Annotated in this window: 25 protein-coding genes; 12 read left to right on the forward strand and 13 right to left on the reverse strand. The window is 54.1% G+C overall.

Annotation, left to right across the window (positions count from 1 at the left end; translation table 11 throughout):
• The first annotated feature begins 127 nt into the window (after nucleotides 1–127).
• The 6 genes from topA (at nucleotide 128) to acnA (ending at nucleotide 7,611) form a co-directional block, all read left to right on the forward strand.
• Nucleotides 128–2,725, forward strand: coding sequence for a type I DNA topoisomerase (gene topA, locus ABR39_RS19395; protein WP_047348265.1), 2,598 nt, complete (start codon nucleotides 128–130; stop codon nucleotides 2,723–2,725).
• 187 nt (nucleotides 2,726–2,912) lie between these two features.
• Nucleotides 2,913–3,887 carry an HTH-type transcriptional regulator CysB gene (cysB, locus tag ABR39_RS19400; protein ID WP_006175683.1) on the forward strand — a complete coding sequence of 325 codons (975 nt, stop codon included), beginning with the start codon at nucleotides 2,913–2,915 and terminating at the stop codon, nucleotides 3,885–3,887.
• 336 nt (nucleotides 3,888–4,223) lie between these two features.
• A complete protein-coding gene (locus tag ABR39_RS24235) occupies nucleotides 4,224–4,364 on the forward strand; it encodes a YmiA family putative membrane protein (protein WP_216689425.1) in 141 nt (46 codons plus the stop codon).
• Between the two features lie 2 nt (nucleotides 4,365–4,366).
• Nucleotides 4,367–4,537, forward strand: coding sequence for a hypothetical protein (locus ABR39_RS26015; protein WP_048339061.1), 171 nt, complete (start codon nucleotides 4,367–4,369; stop codon nucleotides 4,535–4,537).
• Nucleotides 4,538–4,675: 138 nt separating this feature from the next.
• Nucleotides 4,676–4,774 (forward strand): small membrane protein YmiC, encoded by a 99-nt coding sequence (gene ymiC / locus ABR39_RS26260; RefSeq protein WP_032623144.1) that lies wholly within the window; start codon nucleotides 4,676–4,678, stop codon nucleotides 4,772–4,774.
• A 161-nt stretch (nucleotides 4,775–4,935) separates the two neighbouring features.
• Nucleotides 4,936–7,611: an aconitate hydratase AcnA gene (gene acnA, locus ABR39_RS19405; RefSeq protein WP_047348266.1), complete on the forward strand. Its 2,676-nt coding sequence runs from the start codon at nucleotides 4,936–4,938 to the stop codon at nucleotides 7,609–7,611.
• Nucleotides 7,612–7,648: 37 nt separating this feature from the next.
• Here the strand turns inward: acnA and ribA are convergent, their stop codons facing one another.
• Nucleotides 7,649–8,239 carry a GTP cyclohydrolase II gene (ribA, locus tag ABR39_RS19410; protein WP_047348267.1) on the reverse strand — a complete coding sequence of 197 codons (591 nt, stop codon included), beginning with the start codon at nucleotides 8,237–8,239 and terminating at the stop codon, nucleotides 7,649–7,651.
• Between the two features lie 197 nt (nucleotides 8,240–8,436).
• Here ribA and pgpB point away from each other — a divergent pair, with 197 nt between their 5' ends.
• From pgpB to yciH, 5 genes are all read left to right on the forward strand, one after another.
• The gene (gene pgpB / locus ABR39_RS19415; RefSeq protein ID WP_047348268.1) at nucleotides 8,437–9,204 is read left to right on the forward strand and encodes a phosphatidylglycerophosphatase B; all 768 of its coding nucleotides are present in this window, start codon (nucleotides 8,437–8,439) and stop codon (nucleotides 9,202–9,204) included.
• Nucleotides 9,205–9,352: 148 nt separating this feature from the next.
• A complete protein-coding gene (locus ABR39_RS19420; RefSeq protein WP_023312067.1) occupies nucleotides 9,353–9,661 on the forward strand; it encodes a LapA family protein in 309 nt (102 codons plus the stop codon).
• A 6-nt stretch (nucleotides 9,662–9,667) separates the two neighbouring features.
• Nucleotides 9,668–10,837 (forward strand): lipopolysaccharide assembly protein LapB, encoded by a 1,170-nt coding sequence (gene lapB / locus ABR39_RS19425; protein WP_047348269.1) that lies wholly within the window; start codon nucleotides 9,668–9,670, stop codon nucleotides 10,835–10,837.
• Nucleotides 10,838–11,022: 185 nt separating this feature from the next.
• Entirely contained in the window at nucleotides 11,023–11,760 is a 738-nt protein-coding gene (gene pyrF, locus ABR39_RS19430) for an orotidine-5'-phosphate decarboxylase (protein ID WP_047349047.1), read from the forward strand.
• Nucleotides 11,760–12,086 (forward strand): stress response translation initiation inhibitor YciH, encoded by a 327-nt coding sequence (gene yciH / locus ABR39_RS19435; RefSeq protein WP_047348270.1) that lies wholly within the window; start codon nucleotides 11,760–11,762, stop codon nucleotides 12,084–12,086. Before pyrF ends, yciH begins: the two co-directional genes overlap by 1 nt.
• Nucleotides 12,087–12,191: 105 nt before the next feature.
• Here the strand turns inward: yciH and osmB are convergent, their stop codons facing one another.
• From osmB to ABR39_RS19450, 3 genes are all read right to left on the reverse strand, one after another.
• On the reverse strand, nucleotides 12,192–12,410 hold the full coding sequence (osmB, locus tag ABR39_RS19440; protein WP_008501216.1) for an osmotically-inducible lipoprotein OsmB: 219 nt from the start codon (nucleotides 12,408–12,410) through the stop codon (nucleotides 12,192–12,194).
• A 263-nt stretch (nucleotides 12,411–12,673) separates the two neighbouring features.
• Entirely contained in the window at nucleotides 12,674–13,426 is a 753-nt protein-coding gene (locus ABR39_RS19445; RefSeq protein WP_047348271.1) for a DNA-binding transcriptional regulator YciT, read from the reverse strand.
• A 43-nt stretch (nucleotides 13,427–13,469) separates the two neighbouring features.
• Nucleotides 13,470–13,652 carry a hypothetical protein gene (locus tag ABR39_RS19450; RefSeq protein WP_047348272.1) on the reverse strand — a complete coding sequence of 61 codons (183 nt, stop codon included), beginning with the start codon at nucleotides 13,650–13,652 and terminating at the stop codon, nucleotides 13,470–13,472.
• A 193-nt stretch (nucleotides 13,653–13,845) separates the two neighbouring features.
• Between ABR39_RS19450 and ABR39_RS19455 the strand changes: the two genes are divergently transcribed.
• A complete protein-coding gene (locus tag ABR39_RS19455; RefSeq protein WP_047348273.1) occupies nucleotides 13,846–14,715 on the forward strand; it encodes a crotonase/enoyl-CoA hydratase family protein in 870 nt (289 codons plus the stop codon).
• On the opposite strand, the gene pdeR is transcribed toward ABR39_RS19455, so the two are convergent.
• The 9 genes from pdeR to sapA form a co-directional block, all read right to left on the reverse strand.
• Nucleotides 14,712–16,703, reverse strand: a complete 1,992-nt coding sequence (pdeR, locus tag ABR39_RS19460; RefSeq protein ID WP_047348274.1) for a cyclic di-GMP phosphodiesterase — start codon at nucleotides 16,701–16,703, stop codon at nucleotides 14,712–14,714. The two genes, ABR39_RS19455 and pdeR, sit on opposite strands and share 4 nt — an antisense overlap.
• Before the next feature lie 323 nt (nucleotides 16,704–17,026).
• A complete protein-coding gene (locus tag ABR39_RS19465) occupies nucleotides 17,027–18,961 on the reverse strand; it encodes an exoribonuclease II (RefSeq protein ID WP_047348275.1) in 1,935 nt (644 codons plus the stop codon).
• Nucleotides 18,962–19,049: 88 nt separating this feature from the next.
• Nucleotides 19,050–20,036 carry a CMD domain-containing protein gene (locus tag ABR39_RS19470; protein WP_047348276.1) on the reverse strand — a complete coding sequence of 329 codons (987 nt, stop codon included), beginning with the start codon at nucleotides 20,034–20,036 and terminating at the stop codon, nucleotides 19,050–19,052.
• 153 nt (nucleotides 20,037–20,189) lie between these two features.
• Complete coding sequence (gene fabI, locus ABR39_RS19475; RefSeq protein ID WP_025756597.1) at nucleotides 20,190–20,978, reverse strand: enoyl-ACP reductase FabI; 789 nt, start codon at nucleotides 20,976–20,978, stop codon at nucleotides 20,190–20,192.
• A 124-nt stretch (nucleotides 20,979–21,102) separates the two neighbouring features.
• A complete protein-coding gene (gene sapF / locus ABR39_RS19480) occupies nucleotides 21,103–21,909 on the reverse strand; it encodes a putrescine export ABC transporter ATP-binding protein SapF (RefSeq protein ID WP_047348277.1) in 807 nt (268 codons plus the stop codon).
• A gap of 1 nt (nucleotide 21,910) precedes the next feature.
• Nucleotides 21,911–22,903, reverse strand: a complete 993-nt coding sequence (sapD, locus tag ABR39_RS19485) for a putrescine export ABC transporter ATP-binding protein SapD (protein ID WP_047348278.1) — start codon at nucleotides 22,901–22,903, stop codon at nucleotides 21,911–21,913.
• Complete coding sequence (gene sapC / locus ABR39_RS19490) at nucleotides 22,903–23,793, reverse strand: putrescine export ABC transporter permease SapC (protein WP_047348279.1); 891 nt, start codon at nucleotides 23,791–23,793, stop codon at nucleotides 22,903–22,905. Before sapC ends, sapD begins: the two co-directional genes overlap by 1 nt.
• On the reverse strand, nucleotides 23,780–24,745 hold the full coding sequence (sapB, locus tag ABR39_RS19495; protein ID WP_023335929.1) for a putrescine export ABC transporter permease SapB: 966 nt from the start codon (nucleotides 24,743–24,745) through the stop codon (nucleotides 23,780–23,782). Before sapB ends, sapC begins: the two co-directional genes overlap by 14 nt.
• Nucleotides 24,742–26,382, reverse strand: a complete 1,641-nt coding sequence (sapA, locus tag ABR39_RS19500) for an ABC transporter substrate-binding protein SapA (RefSeq protein ID WP_047348280.1) — start codon at nucleotides 26,380–26,382, stop codon at nucleotides 24,742–24,744. Before sapA ends, sapB begins: the two co-directional genes overlap by 4 nt.
• Between the last annotated feature and the right edge of the window lie 597 nt (nucleotides 26,383–26,979).

The following is a 26,979-nucleotide window of genomic DNA, read 5'->3' on the forward strand; positions in this document are numbered from 1 at the left end:
TGACGCTCAGTAAGACAAAGGGGTTGATATCTCCTGACGCAGTCGCAATATCATTGGCTCGTCGTCAGCGGAAGGGAAATCAACGTGCGGCGTATTCCTGGAAGAATTAAATTAGGTAAAGGTGAATATGGGTAAAGCTCTCGTCATCGTTGAGTCCCCGGCAAAAGCCAAAACGATCAATAAGTATCTGGGTAATGACTACGTGGTTAAGTCCAGCGTCGGTCATATCCGCGATTTGCCGACCAGTGGCTCAGCCAGCAAAAAGAGCGCAGACTCTACCTCCACCAAAGGGGCTAAAAAGCCTAAAAAGGATGAACGTAGCGCGCTTGTCAACCGCATGGGTGTTAACCCATGGCACAACTGGGATGCACAATATGAAGTGCTGCCCGGGAAAGAAAAAGTCGTTAACGAGCTGAAGCAGCTTGCTGAAAAAGCAGACCACATCTATCTCGCAACCGACCTCGACCGCGAAGGGGAAGCCATTGCGTGGCACCTGCGGGAAGTGATCGGTGGTGATGACAAACGCTACAGCCGTGTAGTGTTTAACGAAATTACGAAGAATGCGATTCGTCAGGCTTTTGAAAAGCCGGGCGAGCTGAATATCGACCGTGTAAACGCACAGCAGGCACGTCGCTTTATGGACCGTGTAGTGGGTTACATGGTCTCTCCACTGCTGTGGAAGAAGATTGCCCGTGGGCTGTCCGCAGGTCGTGTGCAATCTGTCGCTGTGCGCCTTGTTGTTGAGCGTGAACGCGAAATTAAAGCCTTCGTGCCGGAAGAGTTCTGGGAAGTCGATGCCAATGTGACCACGCCGGGCGGTGACGCTCTGCCGCTGCAGGTAAGCCACCAGAACGACAAGCCTTTCCGTCCAGAAAACCGCGACCAGACCATGGCCGCCGTAGCGCTGCTGGAAAAAGCTCGCTATCAGGTACTGGAACGAGAAGACAAACCGACCAGCAGTAAGCCTGGTGCGCCGTTTATTACCTCGACGCTGCAGCAGGCTGCCAGCACGCGTCTGGGCTATGGCGTGAAGAAAACCATGATGATGGCCCAGCGCCTGTATGAAGCGGGTTACATCACCTATATGCGTACTGACTCAACCAACCTGAGCCAGGACGCGGTCAACATGGTGCGCGGTTACATTGGTGACAATTTCGGTAAGAAATATCTGCCGGAAACTGCTAACCAGTTCGCCAGCAAAGAGAACTCTCAGGAAGCGCACGAAGCGATTCGTCCTTCCGATGTCTCTGTGTTAGCCGAATCGCTGAAAGATATGGAAGCCGACGCCCAGAAGCTGTATCAGCTGATCTGGCGCCAGTTCGTAGCGTGTCAGATGACGCCAGCGCAGTACGACTCCACTACGCTGACCGTCGGTGCAGGTGATTTCCGCCTGAAGGCGCGCGGTCGTATCCTGCGTTTCGACGGCTGGACGAAAGTCATGCCAGCGCTGCGTAAAGGCGATGAAGACCGAACGCTGCCGGCGGTTAACAAAGGTGACGAACTGTCTCTGGTTGAACTGATCCCGGCTCAGCACTTCACCAAGCCGCCTGCGCGCTTTAGCGAAGCCTCTCTTGTGAAAGAGCTGGAGAAACGCGGTATCGGTCGTCCGTCAACCTACGCATCCATCATCTCGACGATTCAGGACCGTGGCTACGTACGTGTTGAAAACCGTCGTTTCTATGCGGAAAAAATGGGTGAGATCGTCACTGACCGTCTGGAAGCCAACTTCCGCGAGTTGATGAACTACGATTTCACCGCGCAAATGGAAGACAGCCTCGACCAGGTCGCCAGCCACCAGGCGGAGTGGAAAAAGGTACTCGATAGCTTCTTCAGCGACTTTACCGACCAGCTTGAAAAAGCGGAGAAAGATCCTGAAGAGGGCGGCATGCTGCCTAACCAGATGGTACTGACCAGCATCGAGTGCCCAACCTGTGGCCGTAAGATGGGGATCCGTACTGCCACGACGGGCGTTTTCCTCGGATGCTCCGGCTACGCGCTGTCGCCAAAAGAGCGCTGCAAAACCACCATCAACCTGGTGCCTGAGAATGAAGTTCTCAATGTGCTGGAAGGTGACGATGCAGAAACAAACGCTCTGCGTGCCAAACGTCGCTGCAAAAAATGCGGCACGGCAATGGACAGTTACCTGATCGATCCAAAACGTAAACTGCACGTGTGCGGTAATAACCCAACGTGTGATGGATATGAGATTGAAGAGGGTGAGTTCCGCATTAAGGGCTATGACGGCCCGATTGTGGAGTGCGAGAAGTGTGGTTCTGAAATGCACCTGAAAATGGGGCGTTTCGGTAAGTACATGGCGTGCACTAACGACGAGTGTAAAAACACGCGTAAAATTCTGCGTAACGGTGAAGTGGCGCCACCGAAGGAAGATCCGGTTCCGCTGCCTGAGTTGCCGTGTGAGAAATCCGACGCGTACTTCGTGCTGCGTGACGGCGCTGCGGGTGTCTTCCTGGCCGCCAACACCTTCCCGAAATCGCGTGAAACGCGCGCGCCGCTGGTCGAAGAGTTGCATCGTTTCCGCGATCGTCTGCCTGAGAAACTGCGTTACCTGGCCGATGCACCGCAGCAGGATCCGGAAGGCAACAAAACCGTGGTACGCTTTAGCCGTAAAACCAAGCAGCAGTATGTTGCGGCAGAAAAAGAGGGCAAAGCGACCGGATGGTCAGCCTTCTTTGTCGATGGCAAATGGGTTGAAGGCAAGAAATAATCTTCCCTTACCGTAACTTACCTGTAAAAGGGCCGGACTTCCGGCCCTTTTTTATTGCCTTGTTATTATTTTTTGTTCCGTACTATACAGTCAGGCTATAAATGATATAGTGGTTATAGTTAACCTGTTTTTTATTATTAAATCGTCTTAAGCGATTGACCGCGTGCGCTAAATCGGATGGTCTGGCATGAAATTACAGCAGCTTCGTTATATCGTTGAGGTGGTGAATCACAACCTTAACGTCTCTTCCACCGCCGAGGGGTTATATACCTCTCAGCCGGGCATCAGCAAACAAGTTCGTATGCTGGAGGATGAGTTAGGTATCCAGATATTTGCCCGCAGCGGGAAACACCTCACCCAGGTGACGCCAGCAGGGCAGGAAATCATCCGCATCGCGCGGGAAGTCCTCTCTAAAGTCGATGCGATTAAGTCTGTCGCAGGGGAGCATACCTGGCCGGATAAAGGCTCGCTGTATATTGCCACAACGCATACTCAGGCGCGCTATGCGCTGCCGGGCGTTATTAAGGGCTTTATCGAGCGCTATCCCCGCGTCTCTTTGCATATGCATCAGGGCTCGCCAACGCAAATTGCGGAGGCGGTATCGAAGGGCAACGCGGACTTTGCTATCGCGACGGAAGCCCTTCACCTGTATGACGATCTGGTGATGCTCCCGTGCTACCACTGGAACCGTTCTATTGTCGTGACGCCCGATCACCCGCTGGCAGGCAAGGGGTCGGTGACTATTGAAGAGCTGGCACAGTATCCTTTAGTGACCTATACGTTTGGCTTCACCGGGCGGTCTGAGCTTGATACGGCTTTTAACCGGGCAGGATTAACGCCGCGTATTGTCTTTACCGCTACCGATGCCGACGTTATTAAGACCTATGTTCGGCTTGGTTTGGGGGTGGGCGTTATTGCCAGCATGGCGGTCGACCCGGTGTCAGACCCTGACCTGGTGCGCCTTGATGCGCATGATATTTTCAGCCATAGCACCACAAAAATTGGGTTCCGCCGCAGCACCTTCCTGCGTAGCTATATGTATGATTTTATTCAGCGCTTTGCCCCTCATTTAACGCGTGACGTGGTTGATACCGCCGTTGCATTACGTTCAAATGAAGATATCGAAGAGATGTTTAAAGATATCAAACTCCCTGCAAAATAATCACACCCGGTATCTTTCCCTCACGGAAAGATACCGAAATAACCCCTCAAAGCTAAATTAGAATTATCTTCATCTACGCTTCCTGTCATATAATGTCAGTATCCTTTTAATTGGTGTGGTTATAATGTCGTGAATTGGCGACAAAAGTAGAAACTAATTAACGGCTACGCAAATTTTTCTTTTCAATTATTTATTTCTGGTCAAAAGAATGAATATTTCCTGGGTTCCGGTGCGTAAATTCACTGGCTTTTCGGCTAAAGTTTCTTTAGGATTTATCTCAACAGATGATTAATTGTACCAATTGTTTGGTCCTAAATGATAAGCGATATCGATTGTATGAGGTTAGCAATGCCTTCAGGAAGTGAAGAACCGCAAAGGGATCCTGCGCTCAAGCGTAAAGCCTGGCTGGCGGTCTTTCTCGTTTCCGCCCTGTTTTGGGTGGCAGTTGCTCTCCTGGCCTGGAAATATTGGGGTTAAATATGGCAGTGACGGTTCGTACAGCAACGGTAAAACAGATGTGTCAGCATCGTGACAATGGTCACAGAGGGCGTAAAGCACCTGCGACTGTTGTACCCGCGTCCTGGAAACTGACGCCGCAGCAGCAAGCGTTTATTGATGTGTTCGCAGAAGACGAACCCAAAAAACAATAATTTAGTTTATTGCGTAATGATGCAAATAGTGTGAATAACGACTCTGCACTTTTGTACTCTTTAATAAATACACATCAGCAATATAGCACTGAGGTCTAACCTCGGAACTTTTTATAAATAATGCCTGGTGTCCCTATGATGAATAACATGACGTCTCACAAATACTGGTCATGGATCGGCGTTTTTACCGTGTCGATTCTGTTCTGGAGTCAGCTCATCTGGTTGGCCCTCCACTAAATTGTAAAACCTCGCTACGGCGGGGTTTTTTGTTTCTCTCCTCTGGACCAATCCGAAATTTATCAATTCGGGTTGTTATCAAAACGTTACGACATCTTTGTGTTATCTTTAATTACAGCCCTGATGTTTGTCAGGGCATCTCTGTGATTAAGGAGGAGCTTATGTCGTTAACCCTACGCGAAGCCAGTAAGGACACATTACAGGCAGAAAATAAAACCTGGCATTACTACAGCCTGCCGCTGGCTGCCAGAACGCTTGGGGACATTTCGCGTTTACCCAAGTCATTGAAAGTTTTACTGGAAAACCTGTTGCGCTGGCAGGACGGTGACTCCGTCACCCTCGACGATATCCAGGCGCTGGCCGGGTGGCTTGAGAATGCCCATGCCGACAGAGAAATTGCCTACCGCCCGGCAAGGGTCCTGATGCAGGACTTTACCGGGGTTCCTGCCGTGGTTGATTTAGCCGCGATGCGCGAAGCCGTTAAGCGTCTCGGCGGTGATACGGCAAAAGTGAATCCACTTTCCCCTGTTGACCTCGTCATTGACCACTCCGTCACCGTTGACCACTTCGGCGACGATGATGCCTTTGGTGAGAACGTGCGTCTGGAGATGGAGCGTAACCACGAGCGCTACGTATTTCTGAAGTGGGGGCAACAGGCGTTCAGCCGGTTTAGCGTGGTTCCACCGGGTACCGGTATTTGTCACCAGGTTAACCTCGAATATCTGGGGAAAGCCGTCTGGAGTGAACTGCAGGATAAAGAGTGGGTGGCTTATCCGGATACGCTGGTGGGTACGGACTCCCATACCACCATGATCAACGGTCTGGGTGTGCTGGGGTGGGGTGTCGGCGGTATTGAAGCCGAAGCCGCCATGCTCGGCCAGCCGGTTTCCATGCTCATCCCTGATGTGGTGGGCTTCAAGCTGACCGGTAAACTGTCTGAAGGCATTACCGCTACCGATCTGGTGCTCACCGTCACCCAGATGCTGCGCAAGCATGGGGTGGTAGGCAAGTTTGTTGAGTTTTACGGCGACGGACTGGATTCGCTGCCGCTGGCCGACCGCGCCACCATCGCCAATATGGCGCCGGAATATGGCGCAACCTGCGGCTTTTTCCCTATCGATGACGTCACGCTGGAGTACATGCGCCTTAGCGGTCGTAGCGAAGAGCAGGTGGCGCTGGTGGAGGCGTATACCAAAGCGCAGGGCATGTGGCGAAACCCGGGTGACGAACCGGTCTTCACCAGTTCGCTTGAGCTCGATATGGGCAGCGTCGAGGCGAGCCTCGCCGGGCCTAAACGTCCTCAGGATCGGGTTGCGCTGACTGACGTGCCGAAAGCGTTCGCAGCCAGCAATGAGCTGGAAGTGAACGTAGCGAAGAAAGACCATCGTCCCATCGACTATGTTCTGAACGGTCATCAGTATCAGCTTCCGGACGGGGCGGTGGTTATCGCAGCCATTACCTCCTGCACCAACACCTCGAACCCCAGCGTGTTAATGGCGGCCGGTTTGCTGGCCAAAAAAGCGGTAGAGCTTGGGCTAAAACCTCAGCCGTGGGTCAAGGCCTCGCTGGCACCGGGCTCCAAGGTGGTGTCGGATTACCTGGCCCAGGCCAGGCTGACGCCGTACCTCGACGAACTGGGCTTTAACCTCGTGGGCTACGGCTGTACGACCTGTATCGGTAACTCCGGTCCGCTGCCTGAACCCATTGAAACTGCGATCAAGCAGGGCGATCTGACGGTTGGTGCAGTTCTTTCCGGTAACCGAAACTTTGAAGGGCGAATTCATCCGCTGGTAAAAACCAACTGGCTCGCCTCGCCGCCACTGGTGGTGGCCTACGCCCTGGCAGGGAACATGAATATCAACCTGGTGACCGATCCGATTGGTCACGATCGCAAGAATGACCCTGTCTACCTGAAAGATATCTGGCCGTCATCGCGTGAAATCGCGCTGGCCGTTGAAAAGGTCTCGACCGAAATGTTCCGCAAAGAGTATGCGGAAGTCTTTGAAGGTACGCCGGAATGGAAAGCCATTAACCTCGCAGGTTCGGATACCTATGACTGGCAGGATGACTCGACCTATATCCGTCTGTCGCCGTTCTTTGATGAGATGCTGGCCGAGCCGGCACCGCTTAAGGATATCCACGGCGCGCGCATCCTGGCGATGTTGGGGGATTCGGTCACGACCGACCACATCTCTCCGGCGGGGAGTATCAAAGCCGATAGCCCGGCAGGCCGCTATCTGCAAAGCAGGGGGGTGGAACGCCGTGATTTTAACTCCTACGGTTCGCGCCGCGGTAACCATGAAATCATGATGCGCGGCACGTTTGCCAATATCCGCATTCGTAACGAAATGGTACCGGGTATTGAAGGGGGCATGACGCGCCATCTGCCGGGAACGGAAGTCGTGTCGATTTATGATGCGGCCGTGAAATATCAGCAGGAAGGAACGCCGCTGGCGGTGATCGCTGGCAAGGAGTACGGTTCCGGCTCAAGCCGTGACTGGGCGGCGAAAGGTCCGCGCCTGCTGGGCGTTCGTGTGGTTATCGCCGAATCGTTCGAACGTATTCACCGCTCGAATCTGATCGGTATGGGGATCCTGCCGCTTGAGTTCCCGCAGGGCGTGACGCGCAAAACGCTGGGCCTGACCGGAGAAGAGCAGATTGATATCAGCGATCTGCAAAACCTGAAGCCGGGTAAAACGGTGCCGGTGAAGTTAACGCGGGCTGACGGGAAAACCGAGGTGCTGGAATGCCGGTGTCGTATTGATACGGCAACCGAGCTGACCTATTACCAGAACGACGGCATTTTACATTATGTGATTCGCAAGATGCTGGATTGATGAAGCGAGCCCGGCACCCGTGCCGGGCTTTTAACGTTTACTCGTTCAGGAGATGGCCCATTTTGGCCGCTTTGGTATCTAAATAGTGGGCGTTTTTCGGGTTACGGCCGACAATCAGCGGGACACGCTCAACGATATTGATCCCGGCTTCGGTCAGGATCTCCACTTTTTTCGGGTTATTGGTCAGCAGGCGAACTTCATCCACGCCCAGCAGCTTGAACATATCGGCACACAGGGTGAAGTCACGTTCGTCAGCGGCAAAACCGAGTTGATGGTTCGCTTCAACCGTATCGTAGCCCTGGTCCTGAAGCGCGTAAGCGCGGATTTTATTCAGCAGACCAATATTACGGCCTTCCTGACGGTGGTAAAGCAGCACGCCGCGACCTTCTTCAGCAATATGAGAAAGGGCCGCTTCCAGCTGGAAACCGCAATCACAGCGCAGGCTGAACAACGCATCGCCGGTAAGACACTCTGAGTGTACGCGGGACAGCACCGGCGTCTGCCCTGAAATGTCGCCGTACACCAGCGCGACATGATCCTGTCCGGTTGCCAGTTCTTCAAATCCGACCATCAGGAAATCGCCCCATGGGGTTGGCAGTTTGGCTTCTGCCACACGTTTAAGCTGCATGTGATTCTCCAGAGTAGGCTGACACGTTTCGCGTCTTTGCCCTGTTTTGCTTTCTGTATCAGTTCATTTTGCCACAAGCTCAGCATGTTCGCCTAATGGGCGCCACGCTATATGAACGTTAAACGCACGATCCGACATCTCCACCCAGCGAATAAATTTCAGTTATGATTGTGGCGCTTAGCGAAAAAGGAGAAGACATGCTTTCGATCGCCAGACGTACGGCAGCAGGTGCGGCCATTTTACTGATTATGCCTCTGGCCGTATGGGCCTCGGGGTGGATGTGGCAGCCCGGGCAGAACGCCACGTGGCTGAAATCGTTATACTGGATAACGGAAACGGTCACTCAGCCGTGGGGGATCATTACCCACGTACTCCTCTGCGCCTGGTTCCTGTGGTGTTTGCGCTTTCGTCTGCGCGCGGCGCTAACGCTTTTTGCGATCCTCGCTGCTGCCATTGTTATTGGCCAGGGCGTAAAGTCCTGGGTGAAAGATCGCGTTCAGGAACCGCGTCCTTTTGTCGTCTGGCTGGAAAAAGCGCATCATGTTCCGGTAGATGAGTTCTACAATTTAAAGCGTAAAGATCGCGGGGCATTGGTAAAAGAACAGCTTTCGGAACAGCAGGATATCCCGAAGTTTTTGCGTAAGCACTGGCAAAAGGAGACGGGGTTCGCGTTTCCTTCCGGTCACACCATGTTTGCGGCCAGCTGGGCGTTACTGGGGGTTGGGCTGCTTTGGCCAAGACGTCGGACGGTCACTATCGCGATTTTACTGGTCTGGGCTACAGGTGTGATGGGCAGCCGCTTGCTGCTGGGTATGCACTGGCCGCGGGACCTGGTTGTCGCTACGCTTATTTCATGGCTGCTGGTGACGCTGGCGACCTGGCTTGCTGAACGATTCTGCGGCCCGCTAACGCCACCGCCAGTAGAGAAAGAAGAAATAGCCGAAAGGGAGCAAAGCGACGCCTGACGGTTGATATTCCGTATTTTGCCCATAAATCCATGGCTGGCGCGTTACTTTTTCCGTTTCGCGCCCGTCACTAAAATGGTAGTTTATAAGGCTGATTGCGGTGAGTTGAACACACTTTATTCGCTTGAACCACATAACGGGAAGTAATGTGAAATATTTACTCATTTTCTTACTGGTATTGGCGATTTTTGTCATTTCAGTCACATTGGGTGCACAGAACGATCAACAGGTGACGTTTAACTATCTGCTGGCTCAGGGCGAGTATCGCGTGTCGAGCCTGCTGGCGGTCTTATTTGCTGCGGGCTTTGCCATTGGCTGGCTGGTTTGCGGTCTGTTCTGGTTAAAAGTCCGTGTCTCTCTTGCGCGCGCTGAACGTAAAATTAAACGACTCGAAAATAACATTGCGCCTGCGTCCGACATTCCGGAAAGCTCCGGTGTGCCGGTCGTGAAGGAATAATCGACTATGCTGGAGTTGTTGTTTCTGCTTTTGCCTGTCGCCGCAGCCTATGGCTGGTATATGGGCCGCAGAAGTGCGCAACAAACAAAACAGGATGAGGCCAATCGTCTCTCCCGCGACTACGTGGCGGGGGTAAACTTCCTCCTGAGCAATCAGCAGGACAAAGCGGTAGATCTGTTCCTCGACATGCTGAAAGAGGATACCGGTACTGTTGAAGCGCATCTCACCCTGGGTAACCTGTTCCGCTCGCGCGGTGAGGTCGATCGCGCCATTCGTATCCACCAGACCCTGATGGAAAGCGCCTCGCTGACCTACGATCAGCGTCTCCTTGCGGTACAGCAGCTGGGGCGTGATTACATGGCTGCTGGGCTGTACGACCGCGCTGAAGATATGTTCTCGCAGCTGGTGGATGAAACGGATTTCCGTATCGGTGCGTTGCAGCAGCTGCTGCAGATTTATCAGGCCACCAGCGACTGGCAGAAAGCCATTGATACGGCTGAACGACTGGTGAAGCTGGGTAAAGATAAACAGCGCGTTGAGATAGCTCATTTCTACTGCGAGCTTGCCCTTCAGCAGATGGGCAATGACGACATGGACAAAGCTATGGCGTTGCTGAAGAAAGGGGCCGCCGCAGACCGCAACAGCGCACGTATCTCCATCATGATGGGGCGCGTCTTTATGGCGAGTGGCGACTACGCCAAAGCCGTTGAAAGCCTGCTGCGCGTCATTGATCAGGACAAAGAGCTGGTCAGTGAAACGCTGGAAATGCTGCAAACCTGCTACCAACAGTTGGGCAAGCAGGAAGAGTGGGTGGCATTCCTGCGCCGCTGCGTAGAAGAGAATACCGGGGCAACCGCGGAACTGATGCTCTCAGACGTGGTTGAGCAGTATGAGGGAAGCGACACCGCGCAGGTGTATATTACCCGACAGCTGCAGCGCCACCCGACCATGCGGGTATTCCATAAGCTGATGGATTATCACCTAAACGACGCTGAAGAAGGGCGCGCCAAAGAAAGCCTGATGGTGCTGCGCGACATGGTTGGCGAGCAGGTGCGAAGCAAACCGCGCTATCGTTGCCAGAAGTGTGGTTTTACCGCCTATACGCTCTACTGGCATTGTCCTTCCTGCCGCGCATGGTCCACCATTAAGCCAATTCGCGGCCTCGACGGGCAGTGATTTTTTAAAACACCTCACTTTAGTTACAACATACTTATCCCTATCTAACATCTTTTGGCTCCGTGCGGTTTGCCGGTCTGGCAGGAAAGCAAATGGATTCTGTCAATTTGCGGCGGCGGCAGGTAGAATGCTCGCCGTTTATCTGTTCCGCGCCGCTGCGCGCCCATAGACGAAAAGGGCTGGTCATGACGTCTGTTACATCCTCCACTTCCCGCATAATTACGGATTCTCCTGTTGTTGTTGCGCTTGATTACAATAAGCGTGACGCTGCACTGGCGTTTGTCGACGGTATCGACCCTCGCGATTGCCGTCTGAAAGTTGGCAAAGAGATGTTCACGCTGTTTGGACCGCAAATCGTTCGCGATCTGCAGCAGCGCGGCTTTGACGTGTTCCTCGACCTCAAATTCCATGATATCCCGAATACCACAGCGCACGCCGTAGCTGCAGCCGCCGATCTGGGCGTATGGATGGTTAACGTCCATGCATCGGGTGGGGCGAGAATGATGACGGCTGCCCGTGAAGCGCTCCTGCCGTTCGGCAAAGATGCGCCACTGCTGATTGCGGTCACCGTGCTGACCAGTATGGACGAAAGCGATTTACGCGACCTCGGCGTGACGTTGTCACCTGCCGAGCATGCTGAGCGTCTCGCGCGTCTGACGCAGCATTGCGGACTTGATGGCGTCGTCTGCTCCGCGCAGGAAGCCGTGCGTTTTAAATCAGTGCTGGGTCAGGATTTTAAGCTGGTCACCCCGGGGATTCGTCCTGCAGGCAGTGAAGTTGGCGATCAGCGCCGTATTATGACGCCTGAGCAGGCGCTGGCTGCAGGCGTTGACTACATGGTCATCGGGCGTCCGGTGACGCAGTCTGCAAACCCGGCAGATACGCTTAAGGCTATCAACGCGTCGCTGAGAAAGGGGGCATAATGACCGATTCCAACAGTCGTCTGGTCTACTCAACCGACAGCGGGCGTATCGACGAGCCGAAAGCGAAAGCCGAGCGTCCGAAGGGCGACGGAATCGTTCGCATCCAGCGTCAAACCAGCGGGCGAAAAGGAAAGGGGGTCTGCCTTATCTCCGGAATTGACCTGGATGATGCGGAGCTGACAAAGCTGGCGGCCGAACTGAAAAAGAAATGCGGCTGCGGCGGTGCCGTGAAAGACGGCATTATCGAAATCCAGGGTGATAAACGCGATTTAATAAAATCGCTGCTGGAAGCCAAAGGCATGAAGGTCAAACTGGCGGGCGGCTAAAATAAATAAGCCACGGCAAATGCCGTGGCTCGTGTTATATACGTGCGTATGTCAGACCTGAAATGCGTTCAAATATCACAATACCGCGGAAGGCTTATAGAATAATTATTTGCCGACCTGGTGACCGATAATACCACCGACAGCAGCGCCACCTAATGTACCCAGCGTACTACCATCCGTTAATACTGCACCACCGAGAGCACCTGCACCGGCACCAATCGCGGTGTTACGGTCACGTTTAGACCAGTTAGAGCATGCGCTCAGGGACATAGCTACAGTGATTGCCAGAACAGCGGCGGCTAATTTTTTGCTGGTTAAGGTCATAATACTTTCTCCTGAATTATCGATTCACGGAAAGATGTACACGTTAAGTATAGACGAATTGAATACTTAATTCTGTTCTCCGTGAAAGCTGGTCGCGCAGGCGTTACGTAATCACGCAGGTGATAGTCACTTCCTGTTATATCGCTAACATTAATTTTACGACTTTAGGGCGAGTTAAACAGGTAAAAACTCTTAAAGAAGTACCAGGAATCATCTCAGAGAATGAAGGGCGAGAGCGCCCGAAATTCGGGCGCACAGAGGGCTCAGGCGGTTGTTTTAATAATATTGACGATGAGACCGTCATCCTCCAGTTTATTACGGTGCTCTTCGCGTAAACGTTCGTCAGTAATAACGCGGCTAAAGCGAGAAAGAGGCCCCATCGTATACGGATGGACGGCGCCGAATTTAGAGCTATCGGTGAGCACAATGGCTTCACACTCTTTTTCCAGTACGGCATTCACGACGTCAGAACGCATCATATCCCGGCCGGTGAACCCCGTCTCAGGCTGCCAGCCGTCAATGCCGATAAAGGCCTTACTGAAATGAACCTGCTGGACGTACTGGCGGGTCAGCGGGCCGACCATGCTTTCACTTTTTTTCTGATAAATACCGCCCAGCAGAATGACCTCGCAGCGGGTCTCTTTGAGTAAATGTGCGATATAGCTACTGACGGTGATGATGGTAACGTCTTTTTGATCAGCAAGCGTGCGCGCCAGAAGGGCATTACTGCTGCCGTTTTCAATAAAGACCGTTTCACCATTGTTCACTAACGACGCGGCAAATTCCGCCAGTTCACGTTTGAGCGCGTAGTTATTCATCATGCGCGTCTCAACGTCATCGCTGTCCAGCGGGACGGCATATCCGTGCGCGCGACGCAGGTAGCTTTGTTTTTCCAGCAGATTAAGATCCTGGCGGATTGTGACCTCAGACACGCCGGTCGTTTTAGCGAGATCGACTACGCTGACGCGTCCCTGATCGATGACCATCTGCAAAATGAGTTGTTGTCGGGAATTCATAGCATCCATTTAATAAAGCGAAACGAGGTCGGAAACGGTGGGGTTAAACTTCCCACGGCGCTTTGGGCTGTCTGTTTTCGGGAGGCACGTCAGCGCCATTCTGAGCAAGAAGTTCAGACTTCAGGATCTCAAGATTGCGGATAGCAGAGTGATAATCGCCTGCCACCAGGATATCCAGCACGGTATCAATACGTTGTGCTACAGCTTGTGCATCAATAGTCGACATAATCTCACCCCAGGCGCGAAAAGTTAATATTTTCAATGATGCAGAAATTAGGATCAAAAGAGAAGGGAAAAAATACAATAACTAAATTACTTAAACGGAAGTGATAAATTTATTCCCCCTCATGTAGCGGGCTTATTGAGTGGATTAGTCTAAAACTGCGCGCAACGCGCTTTTTTATAAGAGGAATGAGACTATGACCGTTATCAATCAGCCTACCTGCACACTGTTTACCGATACTGAACGGTTCACTCAGCTGTCAGGGTATTACGAGGCGGAGCGACGCACAGTCTGGATGATGCTGCGGGCCCAGCCGCGTCCTTGCTTCAACCACGCGTTAATTGAGGAGATCATGAATTTTTCATGGCTGGTTCGCCAGTCTGGTTTTGCGGTTGATTTTTGGGTAACCGGTTCGCTGGTTCCCGAGATGTACAACGTGGGCGGTGATTTGCAGTTCTTCGTCGAGTGCATTCAGAACGGACGTCGGGAAGCGCTGCGGGCGTACGCGCGCGCCTGCGTTGATTGCGTCCACGCGGCATCTCGCGGGTTTGATACGGGGGCCATCTCTCTGGCAATGGTCGAAGGCAGTGCGCTAGGCGGCGGGTTTGAGGCCGCACTGGCGCACCATTTCGTTCTGGGTCAGCGCGATGCCCGTTTAGGTTTCCCGGAGATTGCCTTCAATCTCTTCCCCGGCATGGGGGGATATTCTCTGGTAGCACGCCGTTCAGGCATGAAGCTGGCGGAGGAGCTCATCTATAAAGGGGAATCCCATACGGCGGAATGGTACGAACAGCACGGGCTGGTGGATGTCCTGTTTGAGCCCGGACAAAGCTATGTTTCCACCAGAACCTTTATCGATACGCTGCGGCCAAAACTGAATGGCGTAAGGGCGATGCTGCGCGCCCGTACGCGCGTTCTGCAATTGCCTCGCAGTGAATTGATGGACATCACGGAAGACTGGGTTGATGCTGCCTTCTGCCTGGAGCCGAAAGATATCGCCTACATGGAGCGTCTGGTGATGCTGCAAAACCGCCATCATGCGGCGGGTTTGCGTAAAGCCAGTTAACGCTGTTTACGCGCTTGATATCGTTTTAGCCATCGCTCGAATGCGGCAGCGGGCATCGGCTTAGCAAACAGAAAACCCTGCCGTTCGTTGACGCCGTTCTTGGTCAGAAAGGCGTCTTCTTTTGCACTTTCGACCCCTTCGGCAATCACCTGCAGGTTCAGCGCCTGCGCCACCGCGACGATGGCGCGCACCAGAGACTGGGAAATTGACTGCTTATGAATATCCCTGACAAAGGATTGATCGAGCTTGATGGCGTCGATGGGGAAACGGGCCAGCTGGGAGAGGGAAGAGTAGCCGGTACCAAAATCGTCCAGGTGAATTTGCGCCCCGAGCCGGCTGAACTGCTGGATCACCGAGAGCGCCAGCTCTTCGTTCTCAATAAGACAGCTTTCGGTTAATTCAACGTCGACGGGGCAGTATTCAAAGTTAAGATCTTTTAGCGCCTGCTTTAAATCACTGAAAATAGTCTGGTCGGCCAGCTGTCGCGCTGAGACGTTCACGGCCACGCGCAGGTTTATCCCCTTATCGCGCCATTTCGCCACCTGGCGAACCACATCGAGCATGACCCAGCGCCCCAGCGGCACAATCAGGCCCGATTCCTCGGCATAAGAGATAAACTCCAGCGGCGGAATCAAGCCGCGTTCCGGTGATTGCCAGCGGACCAGCGCCTCAAGGCTTCTGATCTCCCCGCGCCAGGTTATTTTAGGCTGGTAGTGGATCAGGAGCTGATCGTTATCCAGCGCTTTACGCAGGTTGGTATCCAGCCAGAGATACTCAAACACGCGCTGGTTCATCTCGGGCGAGAAGACGCAGAACTTGCCGCGACCGTTCTCTTTGGCGGTATACATGGCGGTATCGGCGTTACGAATGACGCTTTCCCGGTCGTTACCGTGCTGCGGAGCGAGGGCGATGCCCAGAGAGCAACCGGTGTAAACCTCAATCAGACCGATTCTGAACGGCTGGCGCAGGCGGGTCAAAATGCGCGACGCCATCGCTTCCAGAGAACCCTGAGAGGTATTGGTGGCCATGACGATAAACTCATCGCCGCCAAGTCGCGCCAGCACCTGTCCTTCATCCAGACAGCTCAAAATGGCGAGAGCGACGGCCTGTAACAGCTGATCGCCAAACATATGCCCGTAGGCGTCGTTGACCTTTTTAAAGTTATCCAGATCGAGATACACCACGCCAACCTGCGTATCGCCGCGGCTGGTGATGGCGTCGGAAATCAGTTCATGAATGGCATTACGGTTTGGCAAGCCGGTGATGGTATCGGTATTGGCCAGCACGCGCAGCCGCTCCTGCGCGCGGCGCTCCTCGGTAATATCGGTACCGGAACAGATAAGGAAAATTTCATTTTTACCGCTGCCGCTGTGAACGAACTTATTTCTGAACAGAAACAACCGCTGCCCTTTACGCGTTTTAATCCAGCGTTCGACCTCGTAGGAGCTGCCGTTACGGAAGAAACCGGTGATATTACGCTTTGAGGCTGCCGCTTCGCTGCGGCTCATAAACAGCTTAAACACGTTCTGACCAATCACTTCGTGTTCTTTCAGGCCGGTATACTCTTCGCTCAGCCGGTTAAAACGCTGAATATTGCCGTTTTGATCGAGAATAACAATGACGGAGTTGGCCTCTGAGACAACCTGTTCCGCGAAAGAGAGACCCTGAGCCAGATCGCGCGCGACGGAGGGCGTATCGTTCCATGCTGAAGCGGTGCCGGCCCACTCGTTGCGGGTAATTTTTCGCCCCACAAGATGCACCGGGACATCTTCCCCGTACAAAGAGAGCGACATGGAGATGCTGGAGGTAATAACGGTTAACTGACGGATGAGATCGGCCTGTTCATCGTCCAGTGACACCACCTGAGTGACATCGGCGTTTTCGCTGGTGGCAAGGTGCAGAGCATTGCTGTCAGCTGACAGGCGCCACCAGGGGCTGTGCGTCCCCATGTAACGAAACAGCAAATTCTGCTCCAGATCGTCCATCATGTCTTCTCCCGCCGCTGTTCATTAGCGCACAAATTATTCATTTGCAGTCGACTTTTCCGTTGCGAAACAGCGGCAAAACCGAAGTGAACTTATTGTTTTTCCCTGTTTTCTTATATTAAAACGAGTCGGGTAAAAAAGAATACTCAGCGTATAAAAATTCACGTAACCGAATATAACAACACTCTTTTACTGTAGATAATTATGGCGAGTTTGGGCGGCAGTAAACGGAAAATAGTGAGAAAAAATGATGATTTTGTGGCGGGGATAAAAAGAAAAATTGTCGGCCCCTCCGGAAAGGAAATGGCCGACAATTTAACAGGTTATCAGGCGACAGGGCGCGCGATAATACTGCGGGTTTCCATGCGGACTTCGGCGATGTTTACGTCAATCACGTCTGTGACTTTGTAAACTGTTTCACCTTTAATTTGCACCGTCCCGTTTTCCTGACTGCAGACCATTTCGTCGCGTACGGCATGCAGGAACGGAGCAGGAATAAAGGCGACAGCGCCGTTATCCACCAGGCGGACGCGCATACCGCCGCGGCTGATATCAATGATCTCTGCGGCGAAACGGGTATCCGTACCAGCTTTATCCTGCAGGAAGCGCGCGTACAGCCAGTCTCCCACGTCACGCTCCGCCATGCGGTTCAGGCGGCGACGTTCGGCCATCTGCAGCGTGGTATCCTCCTGAGGACGCGCGATCGTTTCGCCTTTGATAATCGCTTTCAGCAGACGGTGGTTAACCATATCGCCATACTTACGGATTGGAGAGGTCCAGGTAGCGTAAGCTTCCAGACCGAGACCAAAGTGCGGGCCCGGCTCTGTGCTGATTTCCGCGAAGGACTGGAAGCGACGAATGCGGCTGTCCAGGAAACCGGACGGCTGCGCGTCCAGCTCACGACGAAGTTTGCAGAAGCCCGGCAGCGTCAGCACTTCTTCCGGATCAACGTGCACATCATGATTCTTCAGCAGGGCCGCCAGCGCTTCGGTGTTCGCAGGATCAAAACCGGTGTGGACGTTGTAAATGCCGAAGCCCAGCTTGTCGCGCAGCACGCGTGCGGCACAAATGTTGGCAGAAATCATCGCTTCTTCAACAATGCGGTTCGCAATGCGTCGCGGCTCGGCCACGATATCCAGCACTTCGCCTTTTTCACCCAGAACAAAGCGGTAATCCGGACGGTCTTTGAACACCAGCGCGTGGGTTTTACGCCACTCGCCGCGGTTCAGGCAGATACGCTGCAGCAGACGGATCTGCGCGGCAATAGCGTCTGATTCAGGTTTCCAGCTACCGGTATTTTCAAGCCAGTCGGACACGTTATCGTAGGCCAGCTTGGCTTTCGATTCGATGGTAGCGGCAAAGAACTCGATATCGTCTTCAATCGCGCCATCCGCTGCGATGGTCATGCGGCAGGCAAGGACCGGGCGCACTTCATTGGGGCGCAGCGAGCAGAGATCGTCTGACAGCTCGCGCGGCAGCATCGGAATGTTGAAGCCTGGCAGGTAGTTGGTGAAGGCACGGATTTTCGCCGCGTCATCCAGCTTGCTGCCTTCGGCAATCCAGGCGGTGGGATCGGCAATGGCAACCGTCAAATGCAGTTTGCCATCGGCGCTCTCTTCAGCGTAGAGCGCGTCATCCATATCTTCCGTGCTGGCGCTGTCGATGGTGACAAATTCCAGGGCAGTGAGATCGCGACGCGTCAGACCTTCGTCCTGCATCTCCGTCGCCACGCCGTTAGGTGCTTCTTTTTCAAGATTATGGCGCGCGAGCGTGACCCACCACGGCACGAAATGGTCGGCACCAAAGGTGATGAACTGGGTCAATTCAGCATAAAAACCGCGATCGCCTTTCAGAGGATGACGGCGCATTTCTGCTACGGCCCAGTCACCTTCTTTAAAATCATGCTCAACACCGCGGGCGGCTCGGCAGGGGATGGCATCTTTCAGCAGGGGATGATCCGGCACGATAGACAGACGATCGTCTTTTCTCTGCACCTTACCCACAAAGCGGGTCAGGAACGGTTCGATAAGTTCTTCCGGCTCGGCGGACTCTCGTTCCTTTTCGGTATGAATGACGGCCATGACGCGGTCGCCATGCATCACTTTCTTCATCTGCGGTGGCGGAATGAAGTAGCTTTTCTGCGCGTCAACTTCAAGGAAGCCAAAGCCCTTTTCCGTGGCTTTTACGACCCCTTCTGCACGCGGCGTCTGGGAATGCAGTTGCTGTTTAAGCTGCGCTAGCAGCGGGTTGTCCTGAAACATAATGTTCTATTTTCGTAGCCATTGAGCGGCTGACAGTTTTACGCGATTCTCACTGTCTCAGCAAGCGGTCTTTGGGTAATTAGTATGGTTATTCCTCTTTGCCAAACGCGACTTTCAGACGCGTAAGCCAGCCATCAAACGCACTTTGGGTAAGCAGCGAGATCGCCTGTTCGGCAGAGAGTCCTTGATCCGTGAGCGGGGTAAACTGTGCGGCACTGAAGCGGTCCGGAGAGCGCGTCAGCAGTTCGACCGCTGCCGAAAGTGCAGGAGAAGTCAGAGAAATCTCTTCGCGACTGTTGATCAGGATTTCTCCCGTCAGGTCGAGCAGCGACGGCTCATGGCAAAGAACCGGCGTCAGGGCTTCAAGCGCGGGTTCTGCCTGCCAGCGGGACAGCGACTCAAGCTGATGCGCGCTCGCATAGCGCAGCTCGACGACCGGCAAAAGCGGCACCCAGGCGTTGTGGCTCGCGGGCAGGGTGTGCGGCTGAATATGATGGCCAGGCAACCAGCGAACGGGTTGTCCTAACAGCGCCTGAAAAACCGCGACCACGCGCGCCTGAAAACCAATAAAGCCGATAATCTGGTTAATCACCACAATGTCATATATTGACAGGCCAACCTCATCAAGCTGGTTCTGCGCTTTATCATCAATGACATCAGGGGAGCTGGAAAGCTGGCGGGCATACTGCGTGATTTGCGCCAGGCGTTGGTTGCTTTCGCGCGAGGAGTCCGGGCCGGGTAGTGGGGCGAGGAGGGCGGCGTAATGGTTACAAAGCCGCTGAACGCCACAGGCCTGTGCGACCGTCAACGCGGTACTGAGCCGATCGTAGGCGCTGAGCGTATGCAGGCGGTTCACGGGAATCGAGAGCGGAAACAGCTGGTGGCATAAGGCTCTGGCAGGGGCAAACCAGCCAGAACAGGCGGCGACAATCTCATCAGGCAAAGCTAAATCGAGCAAAAAACGATCGTCGACGTTAGCGGCTTCGGGCACCAGAGGCAGAACATCCGTCTGCGCGTGGTTTGACTGGGTTTCGTGGTACCAGTGGCCTTTGCCGGAAAAACGGCGTTGTTCCATGTGCGTTCCTTGATCTCAAAATGGCGATCAATATCCTGGCGTAACGCAGATAAAGGGAAAAATATTGTTAGGTGATAACAAATAGCAGAACGGAATAACGGAGGAGTGGTGCGGGAGGAAAACTCTCTTCCCCTGCGGGAAGAGAGTCACAGCTTATTTAATTTCCAGCTCGTTCATTGCAGCGATGTTGAAGCCGCCGTCAACGTGAACCACTTCGCCGGAGATACCCGCGGAAAGGTCAGAGCACAGGAAGGCTGCAGAGTTACCCACATCTTCAATGGTAACAGTACGACGAATCGGGGTAACCGCTTCGCAGTGTGCCAGCATTTTACGGAAATCTTTGATGCCGGAAGCTGCCAGGGTGCGGATAGGACCAGCAGAGATGGCGTTAACGCGCACGCCTTCAGGACCCATTGCGTTCGCCATGTAGCGTACGTTTGCTTCCAGAGACGCTTTAGCCAGACCCATTACGTTGTAGTTAGGGATAGCACGTTCTGCGCCCAGGTAAGACAGGGTCAGCAGGGCTGCGCCCGGGTTCAGCATCGCGCGGCAAGATTTAGCCATCGCAACGAAGCTGTAGGAGCTGATGTCGTGAGCGATTTTGAAGCCATCACGGGTTACCGCGTTCACGTAGTCGCCGTCCAGCTGGTCGCCAGGAGCGAAGCCGATGGAGTGAACGAAGCCGTCGAATTTCGGCCATGATTTTGCCAGTTCAGCAAACATGCCATCGATGCTTTCGTCTTGTGCAACGTCACATTCCAGAACAATGCTGGAACCCAGCTGTGCGGCAAACTCTTCAACACGGCCTTTCAGCTTGTCGTTCTGGTAGGTGAACGCCAGCTCAGCGCCTTCGCGATGCATTGCCTGCGCGATGCCGTATGCGATGGACAGTTTGCTGGCAACGCCAGTCACCAGAATGCGCTTACCGGAAAGAAAACCCATAGCTTTAATCCTTATATTCATTGTTGTGCCGATTGTCATCATATCGGGACAATCGTCGTTAAAACGCGGCGATAATATCACGTGTCGCGTGCTTAGTTAATCCGACCACTCTTTCAATGCACGCTTATCGGTCTTTTCGCCACGCATCAGCCGTCAATGCTTCACCGAAATGACCGGCAATCAGGCGTTTTGTCAGTTCGTGGAGCGGGGAGGCCATTACATCCGCCGTGCTGCCGCGCTCGACGACTTCCCCCTGATGCATGACCATCACCTGATCGCTGATGTGCTTCATCATCCCCAGATGCTGGGTGACGTAGATATAAGAGATACCCTGTTTTTCCTGCAGCTCCAGCATCAGGTTAATTAGCTGTGAACGCATCGACATATCGAGCGAGGCAAGCGCTTCGTCAGCGATGATCACTTTCGGGCGCAAAATCAGCGCACGCGCCAGACCCAGACGCTGTTTCTGACCGGGGGCCAGCATGTGCGGGTAGTAGCTTTCGTGATCCGGTAACAGCCCAACCATGCGCAGGGTTTCAAAGACGCGCTTACGGCGCGCCTCCGGCTCCAGGTCGGTGTTCAGGCGCAGCGGAAAATCGAGGATCTGCGAAATGCGCTGGCGTGGATTCAGCGAGGTTGACGGATCCTGGAAGATCATGCGGATGCGTTGGCTTCGGAAAGAGTAATCCCCGAACGCCAGAGGGTGATCGTCAATCAATACCTCGCCTGCGGTGGGTTCAACCATGCCGGCGAGCATTTTCGCCAGGGTAGATTTCCCGGAACCGTTCTCGCCGATGATCGCCAGGGTCTGTTTTTCACGCAGGGTAAAGCTCAGGGGTTTTACCGCTTCGACGGTTTGACGGTGAAACAGCCCCGTACGGTAGCGAAAGGTCTTACTCAGGTTGCGGACTTCCAGCAAGGTTTCGACCATTTCACTCTCTCTCCATGTTCAGCGGGAAATGACAGGCGTAAAGATGATTTTTGGCCCCGGCCAGGCGCGGCGTCTCGATACATTTACGCTGAGCATAGGGGCAACGTGGCCCAAGACGGCAGCCAATCGGCAAGGATTCCAGCAGCGGAATAGCCCCTGGCAGGGTATTCAGGCGGCTCTTGTGCGGCATGGCGCTGCCAAAATCCGGAATGGCGCGGATAAGCGCCTGCGTATACGGATGATGCGGGGCGTTGATAAGATCTTCACTCGGCGCGGTTTCGACCGTTTGCCCGCAATACATCACATCGATTTTGTCCGCCCATTTGCTGAGCATTTGCAGGTCATGGCTGATCAGCAAAATAGTGGTGTTGTTATTCTGGTTGAGACGCGACAGCAGGCGGAAAATTTGCGCCTGCGTTGTGGGCTCCATCGCGTTCGTGGGTTCATCCGCAATCAGCAAACGCGGCTGATTGGCCAGCGCGATGGCAATCATCACTTTCTGGCATTCGCCGTCGGTCAGCTCATACGGGAAACTGCGCATCGCATCTTTGTGATCTTTGATCCCGACGCGGTGCAGGAGCTCAATCGCGCGACGCTTGCGCCAGCCCACGCGCTGCCACCAGCGGCCTTTATAGGTCCAGCCGGGAATGTTCTGCATCAGCTGTTTGCCCACCCGTTCGGACGGGTCGAGACAGGACTGCGGCTCCTGGAATATCATCGAGACGTTATGCCCGACCAGCTTGCGCCGCTCGCGAGGGGAGAGGCGCAGCAGGTCGATATCATCAAAGCGCATACGGTCAGCGGTCACGCGCCAGTTGTCTTTCGCCACGCCGCAAATGGCTTTGGCAATCAGGCTTTTTCCGGAGCCAGATTCCCCCACCAGCCCGCGAATTTCACCCTCAGCGAGGGTAATGCTGATGCGATCGACGGCTTTAACCCAGCCTTCACCGGTTCTGAATTCAATGGTGAGGTTACGAATATCAAGAAGCGGCATTATTGCACCCCCGCGTTAATTGCACGGCGAATACCGTCGCCCAGCAGGTTGATCAGCAATACGCTCACCATAATCGCCGCGCCTGGCAGCATGACCGTCCACGGCGCAACGTAGATCAACTCCAGCGCGTCACCGAGCATCGCACCCCATTCAGGCGACGGCAGCTGTGCGCCGAGGTCGAGGAAGCCTAGCGCAGCGATATCCAGAATCGCCATCGACAGGGCGCGGGTGATTTCGGTGACCAGCCCGGCGGCGATGTTTGGCAAAACGGCAAACCAAAGAATATTGAAGGTCGTCGCGCCGTCCAGACGGGCCGCGACGACATACTCTTTCTCCAGCTCGTCATGCACCATGCTGTAAACCGATCGCACGATGCGGGGCAGAATAGCCAGCCAGACCGCGAACATGGCATGCGACAGATGCGGACCGGCAAAGGCAACGACAATGATCGCCAGCAGCAGAGAAGGAATGGAGAGCAGCGTGTCCAGAATGTGGTTAAGCACCGCCGAGCGCAGGCCGTGCGTGGAGCCTGCAAAAATGCCCAGCGCCAGTCCACAGACAGTGGCCGCGAGCGTCACCACAAATGCGCCGCCTACCGTCTGGGCGGCACCGCTCAGCAGGCGGCTCAGCACGTCGCGTCCCAGATCGTCCGTCCCCAGGAAGAAAGAGACTTCGCCATAGCGGGACCAGGAAGGCGGCAGCAGCTGATAGCCAAGGAACTGCTGGTCAATGCCATACGGCGCAAACCACGAGCCAAAGACGCACAGCAACACCAGCCCGGCGCAGCCGTAAAGGCCGATCATTGCCGTGGTGTCACCATAGAATTTACGCCACACGGTACGCAGCACGCCGGGCGTGCGCTTTTCACTGTATACGCTATCGTAAGGCATACCATTCCTTATGCTTCAATGGGTTAGCCATGGCACCCAGAATATCGGACAACACGTTAACAATAATCACCAGCGAACCAATTACCATCACACCCGCGGAAATAGCCGCGTAGTCCTGCTGGCGAATAGCGTTAATCAGCCACCGGCCCAGCCCGGGCCAGCTAAAGACCATTTCGGTGATCATGGCCAGCGTGAGCATGGTGGAAAACTGTAATCCCAGACGCGGAATAACCGGCGGCAGCGCGTTGTGCAGGACGTTGCGGCGCAGTATGGTCAGACGCGATAGCCCGCGCGTGGCGGCGGCTTTGACGTAGTTTTGATCAAACACCTCGATGGTGCTCAGGCGCATCAGGCGGATCACTTCAGTCGTTGGGGCAACCGCCAGCGTCAGCACCGGTAATACCATATGGCGCAGGGCGCTGACGATCATCTCATGGCGCCAGACGGAATCGGACAGCCACGCGTCAATGATGGCAAATCCCGTCACCGTTTTAACCGTGTAGAGCAGGTCAAAACGACCGGAAACCGGGAGCCAGCCCATCGTCAGCGAGAAGAATAGCGTCAGCAGCAGCGCCAGCCAAAAGACCGGGATGGAGAAGCCGAGCAGGGCGAGAGCACTGATAAACTTATCCTGCCATTTATTGCGATAAATCCCGGCCAGCATGCCCACGGGGATCCCGACCATCAGGGCAAAGCCGAAGGCCAGAATGCACAGCTCCATCGTGGCCGGGAAGACCTCTTTCAACTGCTCGGAAATCAGCTGCCCGTTGATGCTGGACACGCCAAAATCCCAGTGCAGCAGCCCGTTAAACCAGAAGAGCCAGGCATCCCACAGCGATGACCCCTGGAGCGGGGCGTGCGGCGTGAAATAGCTCAGGCTGAAGCCGACAAAGTTCAGGAAAAAGAGCGTCACCAGCAGCAACAGGAGCCGACGTAAGGTAAAAATAATCATGGTTTTTTCACCTCTTGTTCTTTTTCACGCGACACGCCGGCGAACGAGGCGTTGCCGAACGGGCTCAGCACCAGGCCTTTAATATCATAGCGATAGGCCTGTAGACGCAGGGAAGAGGCCAGCGGCAGCACCGGCAGCTCCTGAGCAAGGATCTTCTGCGCTTCGTCATAGGCGTCAATGCGTGAGGCCAGCTGTTGGGAAGCGAGCGCTTTTTGCAGCACGGCGTCAAACTCCCGGTTACACCAGTGGGCGTAGTTAGTCTGCGAGTTAATTGCCGCGCAGCTCAGCAGCGGCCGGAAGAAGCTGTCCGGATCGTTACTGTCGGTGGCCCAGCCGGTCAGGGTTAAATCATGATTCATGTCCATCAGGCGCGCCTCCTGGAAACGGCCTTCTACCGGTACGATGATCACTTTAACGCCCACCTGCGCCATATCCGCCTGCAGCAGTTCGGCGGTCTTGAGCGGGCTCGGGTTCCACGCCTGGGAACTGGTCGGCACCCAAAGCTGCAGCGTAAGGTTTTCCGCCCCCAGCGCTTTCAGCTGTTCACGCGCTTTTGCCGGGTTGTATTCCGTAATTTTAGCCTCACCGTCATAGGCCCACGAGGCGCGCGGTAAAATTGAGGCGGCGGTTTCCGCCGTGCCGTAATAGATCGACTGCATCAGGCGCTGGTTGTTAATCGCCAGCGCCAGGGCATGACGAACGGCAGGGTTATTCAACGGCGGCTTATCGGTGTTAAAGGCCAGATAAGCGATGTTCATGCCGGGGCGTAACGTCAGGCGCAGGCGCGGGTCGTCGCGCAAAATGGTGAGCTGGCTGGCAGCAGGCCAGGCGAGCACGTCACATTCCCCGGTGAGCAGTTTCGACAGACGTCCTGTCCCACCAGAACCCAAATCAACCACCACCTGTGGCATCAGCGGGGTACCGCGCCAGAAATGTTCATGGCGCTGCAGACGAATATATTGCCCGGCGCGGTATTCGGCCAGCTGGAACGGACCGGTGCCGACCGGCTGGCGATCGAGCTGCTCCTGACGATCTTTTTTCGTCAACTTCGCCGCGTATTCAGCAGACATGACGGACGCATAGTGGGTCGCCAGGTGCCAGAGGAAGGAGGCATCCGGGCGCGTCAGGCTGAATTCAACCGTCCGGTTATCCAGCTTGCGCACGCTCTTAACCGTATCGGCAAACTGCAGGCTGTCGAAATAGGGGAAGTTACCGCCATTAACGTTATGCCACGGGTGATTGCGGTTAAAGATACGCTGGAAGGTAAAGACCACGTCGTCCGCGTTCAGCTTGCGCGTGGGGGTAAACCACGGGGTGCGCTGGAACGCGACGTCATCGCGCAGATGAAAACGGTAGGTGGCGCCGTTATCCAGCACTTCCCAGCTTTCGGCAAGCTCGGGTACCAGACGGTAGGTGTAAGGGTCGACATCAAGCAGTCGATCGTAAAGCTGTGCGGCAAGGGTATCCACAATCAGGCCGCTGCCCGCTTTCTGCGGGTTAAAGGTATCCACCTGGCCGCTCACGCAATAGACGAAGCCGCTGTCACGAATGTCAGGCTGCGGCGTTTGCCTGGGGACAGCAAAGGCCAGGCTGCTGAACAGACCGAGTGCAAAAAAGGACGATAAAACCAGACGCATAATTTTTAAGGTATTTTATATGAAGTGGCTATCTTACTAATTTTAAACGACATTATCCAGTGTCGTTTATCCCTGAGGGCATCCTGGGGCAGGAGCGTTTGCAGTCGCTCATTCAGCATGCCTGCCTGATCGGCGTTCATACCAACTATCCACTTTGAATATACCTCATAAACCATCTTAGCATTTTCACGGCCCATCTGACTCGCTATAAACGAAGGTTTCGCCCCGGCAGACGCCATCCAGTTAGTCACTGTATGGCTTAGCTGAAAAAAATAACTATAGATTTCTGCCTGTAATCTTACGACTGACATTAATATTGGTGAATTGTCTTAAAATCCACTCATTGATATTAATTCCGACATGAAATTTCATGATAATGTGCACGGTGTTTATATCGTGCAAACAACACGCTAGCGTGTGAATTTTTATAGTGGATGCGTATTGTTATAAGAAATATTCAGTAAAAGCATATTTGCCCAAGTAATTGTTGCCGTCATGATAATGATGGTTTATATACTGGCTCTCTGAGCCTGCAATTTGTCTGAGCGAAAGGAGTGCCAGAGGAAAATGAAAATCTACAACGTTTAGGAAAATTAC

It is taken from the genome of Enterobacter genomosp. O, from assembly GCF_001022965.1.
Classification (GTDB): domain Bacteria; phylum Pseudomonadota; class Gammaproteobacteria; order Enterobacterales; family Enterobacteriaceae; genus Enterobacter; species Enterobacter cloacae_L.

What these genes read in the sequence shown, in the direction of transcription:
- topA (WP_047348265.1), top strand. Translation starts at nt 128, where the DNA reads ATGGGTAAAGCTCTCGTCATCGTTGAGTCCCCGGCAAAAGCCAAAACG.
- cysB (WP_006175683.1), top strand. Translation starts at nt 2,913, where the DNA reads ATGAAATTACAGCAGCTTCGTTATATCGTTGAGGTGGTGAATCACAAC.
- ABR39_RS24235 (WP_216689425.1), top strand. Translation starts at nt 4,224, where the DNA reads ATGAGGTTAGCAATGCCTTCAGGAAGTGAAGAACCGCAAAGGGATCCT.
- ABR39_RS26015 (WP_048339061.1), top strand. Translation starts at nt 4,367, where the DNA reads ATGGCAGTGACGGTTCGTACAGCAACGGTAAAACAGATGTGTCAGCAT.
- ymiC (WP_032623144.1), top strand. Translation starts at nt 4,676, where the DNA reads ATGAATAACATGACGTCTCACAAATACTGGTCATGGATCGGCGTTTTT.
- acnA (WP_047348266.1), top strand. Translation starts at nt 4,936, where the DNA reads ATGTCGTTAACCCTACGCGAAGCCAGTAAGGACACATTACAGGCAGAA.
- ribA (WP_047348267.1), bottom strand. Translation starts at nt 8,239, where the DNA reads ATGCAGCTTAAACGTGTGGCAGAAGCCAAACTGCCAACCCCATGGGGC.
- pgpB (WP_047348268.1), top strand. Translation starts at nt 8,437, where the DNA reads ATGCTTTCGATCGCCAGACGTACGGCAGCAGGTGCGGCCATTTTACTG.
- lapB (WP_047348269.1), top strand. Translation starts at nt 9,668, where the DNA reads ATGCTGGAGTTGTTGTTTCTGCTTTTGCCTGTCGCCGCAGCCTATGGC.
- pyrF (WP_047349047.1), top strand. Translation starts at nt 11,023, where the DNA reads ATGACGTCTGTTACATCCTCCACTTCCCGCATAATTACGGATTCTCCT.
- yciH (WP_047348270.1), top strand. Translation starts at nt 11,760, where the DNA reads ATGACCGATTCCAACAGTCGTCTGGTCTACTCAACCGACAGCGGGCGT.
- osmB (WP_008501216.1), bottom strand. Translation starts at nt 12,410, where the DNA reads ATGACCTTAACCAGCAAAAAATTAGCCGCCGCTGTTCTGGCAATCACT.
- ABR39_RS19445 (WP_047348271.1), bottom strand. Translation starts at nt 13,426, where the DNA reads ATGAATTCCCGACAACAACTCATTTTGCAGATGGTCATCGATCAGGGA.
- ABR39_RS19450 (WP_047348272.1), bottom strand. Translation starts at nt 13,652, where the DNA reads ATGTCGACTATTGATGCACAAGCTGTAGCACAACGTATTGATACCGTG.
- ABR39_RS19455 (WP_047348273.1), top strand. Translation starts at nt 13,846, where the DNA reads ATGACCGTTATCAATCAGCCTACCTGCACACTGTTTACCGATACTGAA.
- pdeR (WP_047348274.1), bottom strand. Translation starts at nt 16,703, where the DNA reads ATGATGGACGATCTGGAGCAGAATTTGCTGTTTCGTTACATGGGGACG.
- ABR39_RS19465 (WP_047348275.1), bottom strand. Translation starts at nt 18,961, where the DNA reads ATGTTTCAGGACAACCCGCTGCTAGCGCAGCTTAAACAGCAACTGCAT.
- ABR39_RS19470 (WP_047348276.1), bottom strand. Translation starts at nt 20,036, where the DNA reads ATGGAACAACGCCGTTTTTCCGGCAAAGGCCACTGGTACCACGAAACC.
- fabI (WP_025756597.1), bottom strand. Translation starts at nt 20,978, where the DNA reads ATGGGTTTTCTTTCCGGTAAGCGCATTCTGGTGACTGGCGTTGCCAGC.
- sapF (WP_047348277.1), bottom strand. Translation starts at nt 21,909, where the DNA reads ATGGTCGAAACCTTGCTGGAAGTCCGCAACCTGAGTAAGACCTTTCGC.
- sapD (WP_047348278.1), bottom strand. Translation starts at nt 22,903, where the DNA reads ATGCCGCTTCTTGATATTCGTAACCTCACCATTGAATTCAGAACCGGT.
- sapC (WP_047348279.1), bottom strand. Translation starts at nt 23,793, where the DNA reads ATGCCTTACGATAGCGTATACAGTGAAAAGCGCACGCCCGGCGTGCTG.
- sapB (WP_023335929.1), bottom strand. Translation starts at nt 24,745, where the DNA reads ATGATTATTTTTACCTTACGTCGGCTCCTGTTGCTGCTGGTGACGCTC.
- sapA (WP_047348280.1), bottom strand. Translation starts at nt 26,382, where the DNA reads ATGCGTCTGGTTTTATCGTCCTTTTTTGCACTCGGTCTGTTCAGCAGC.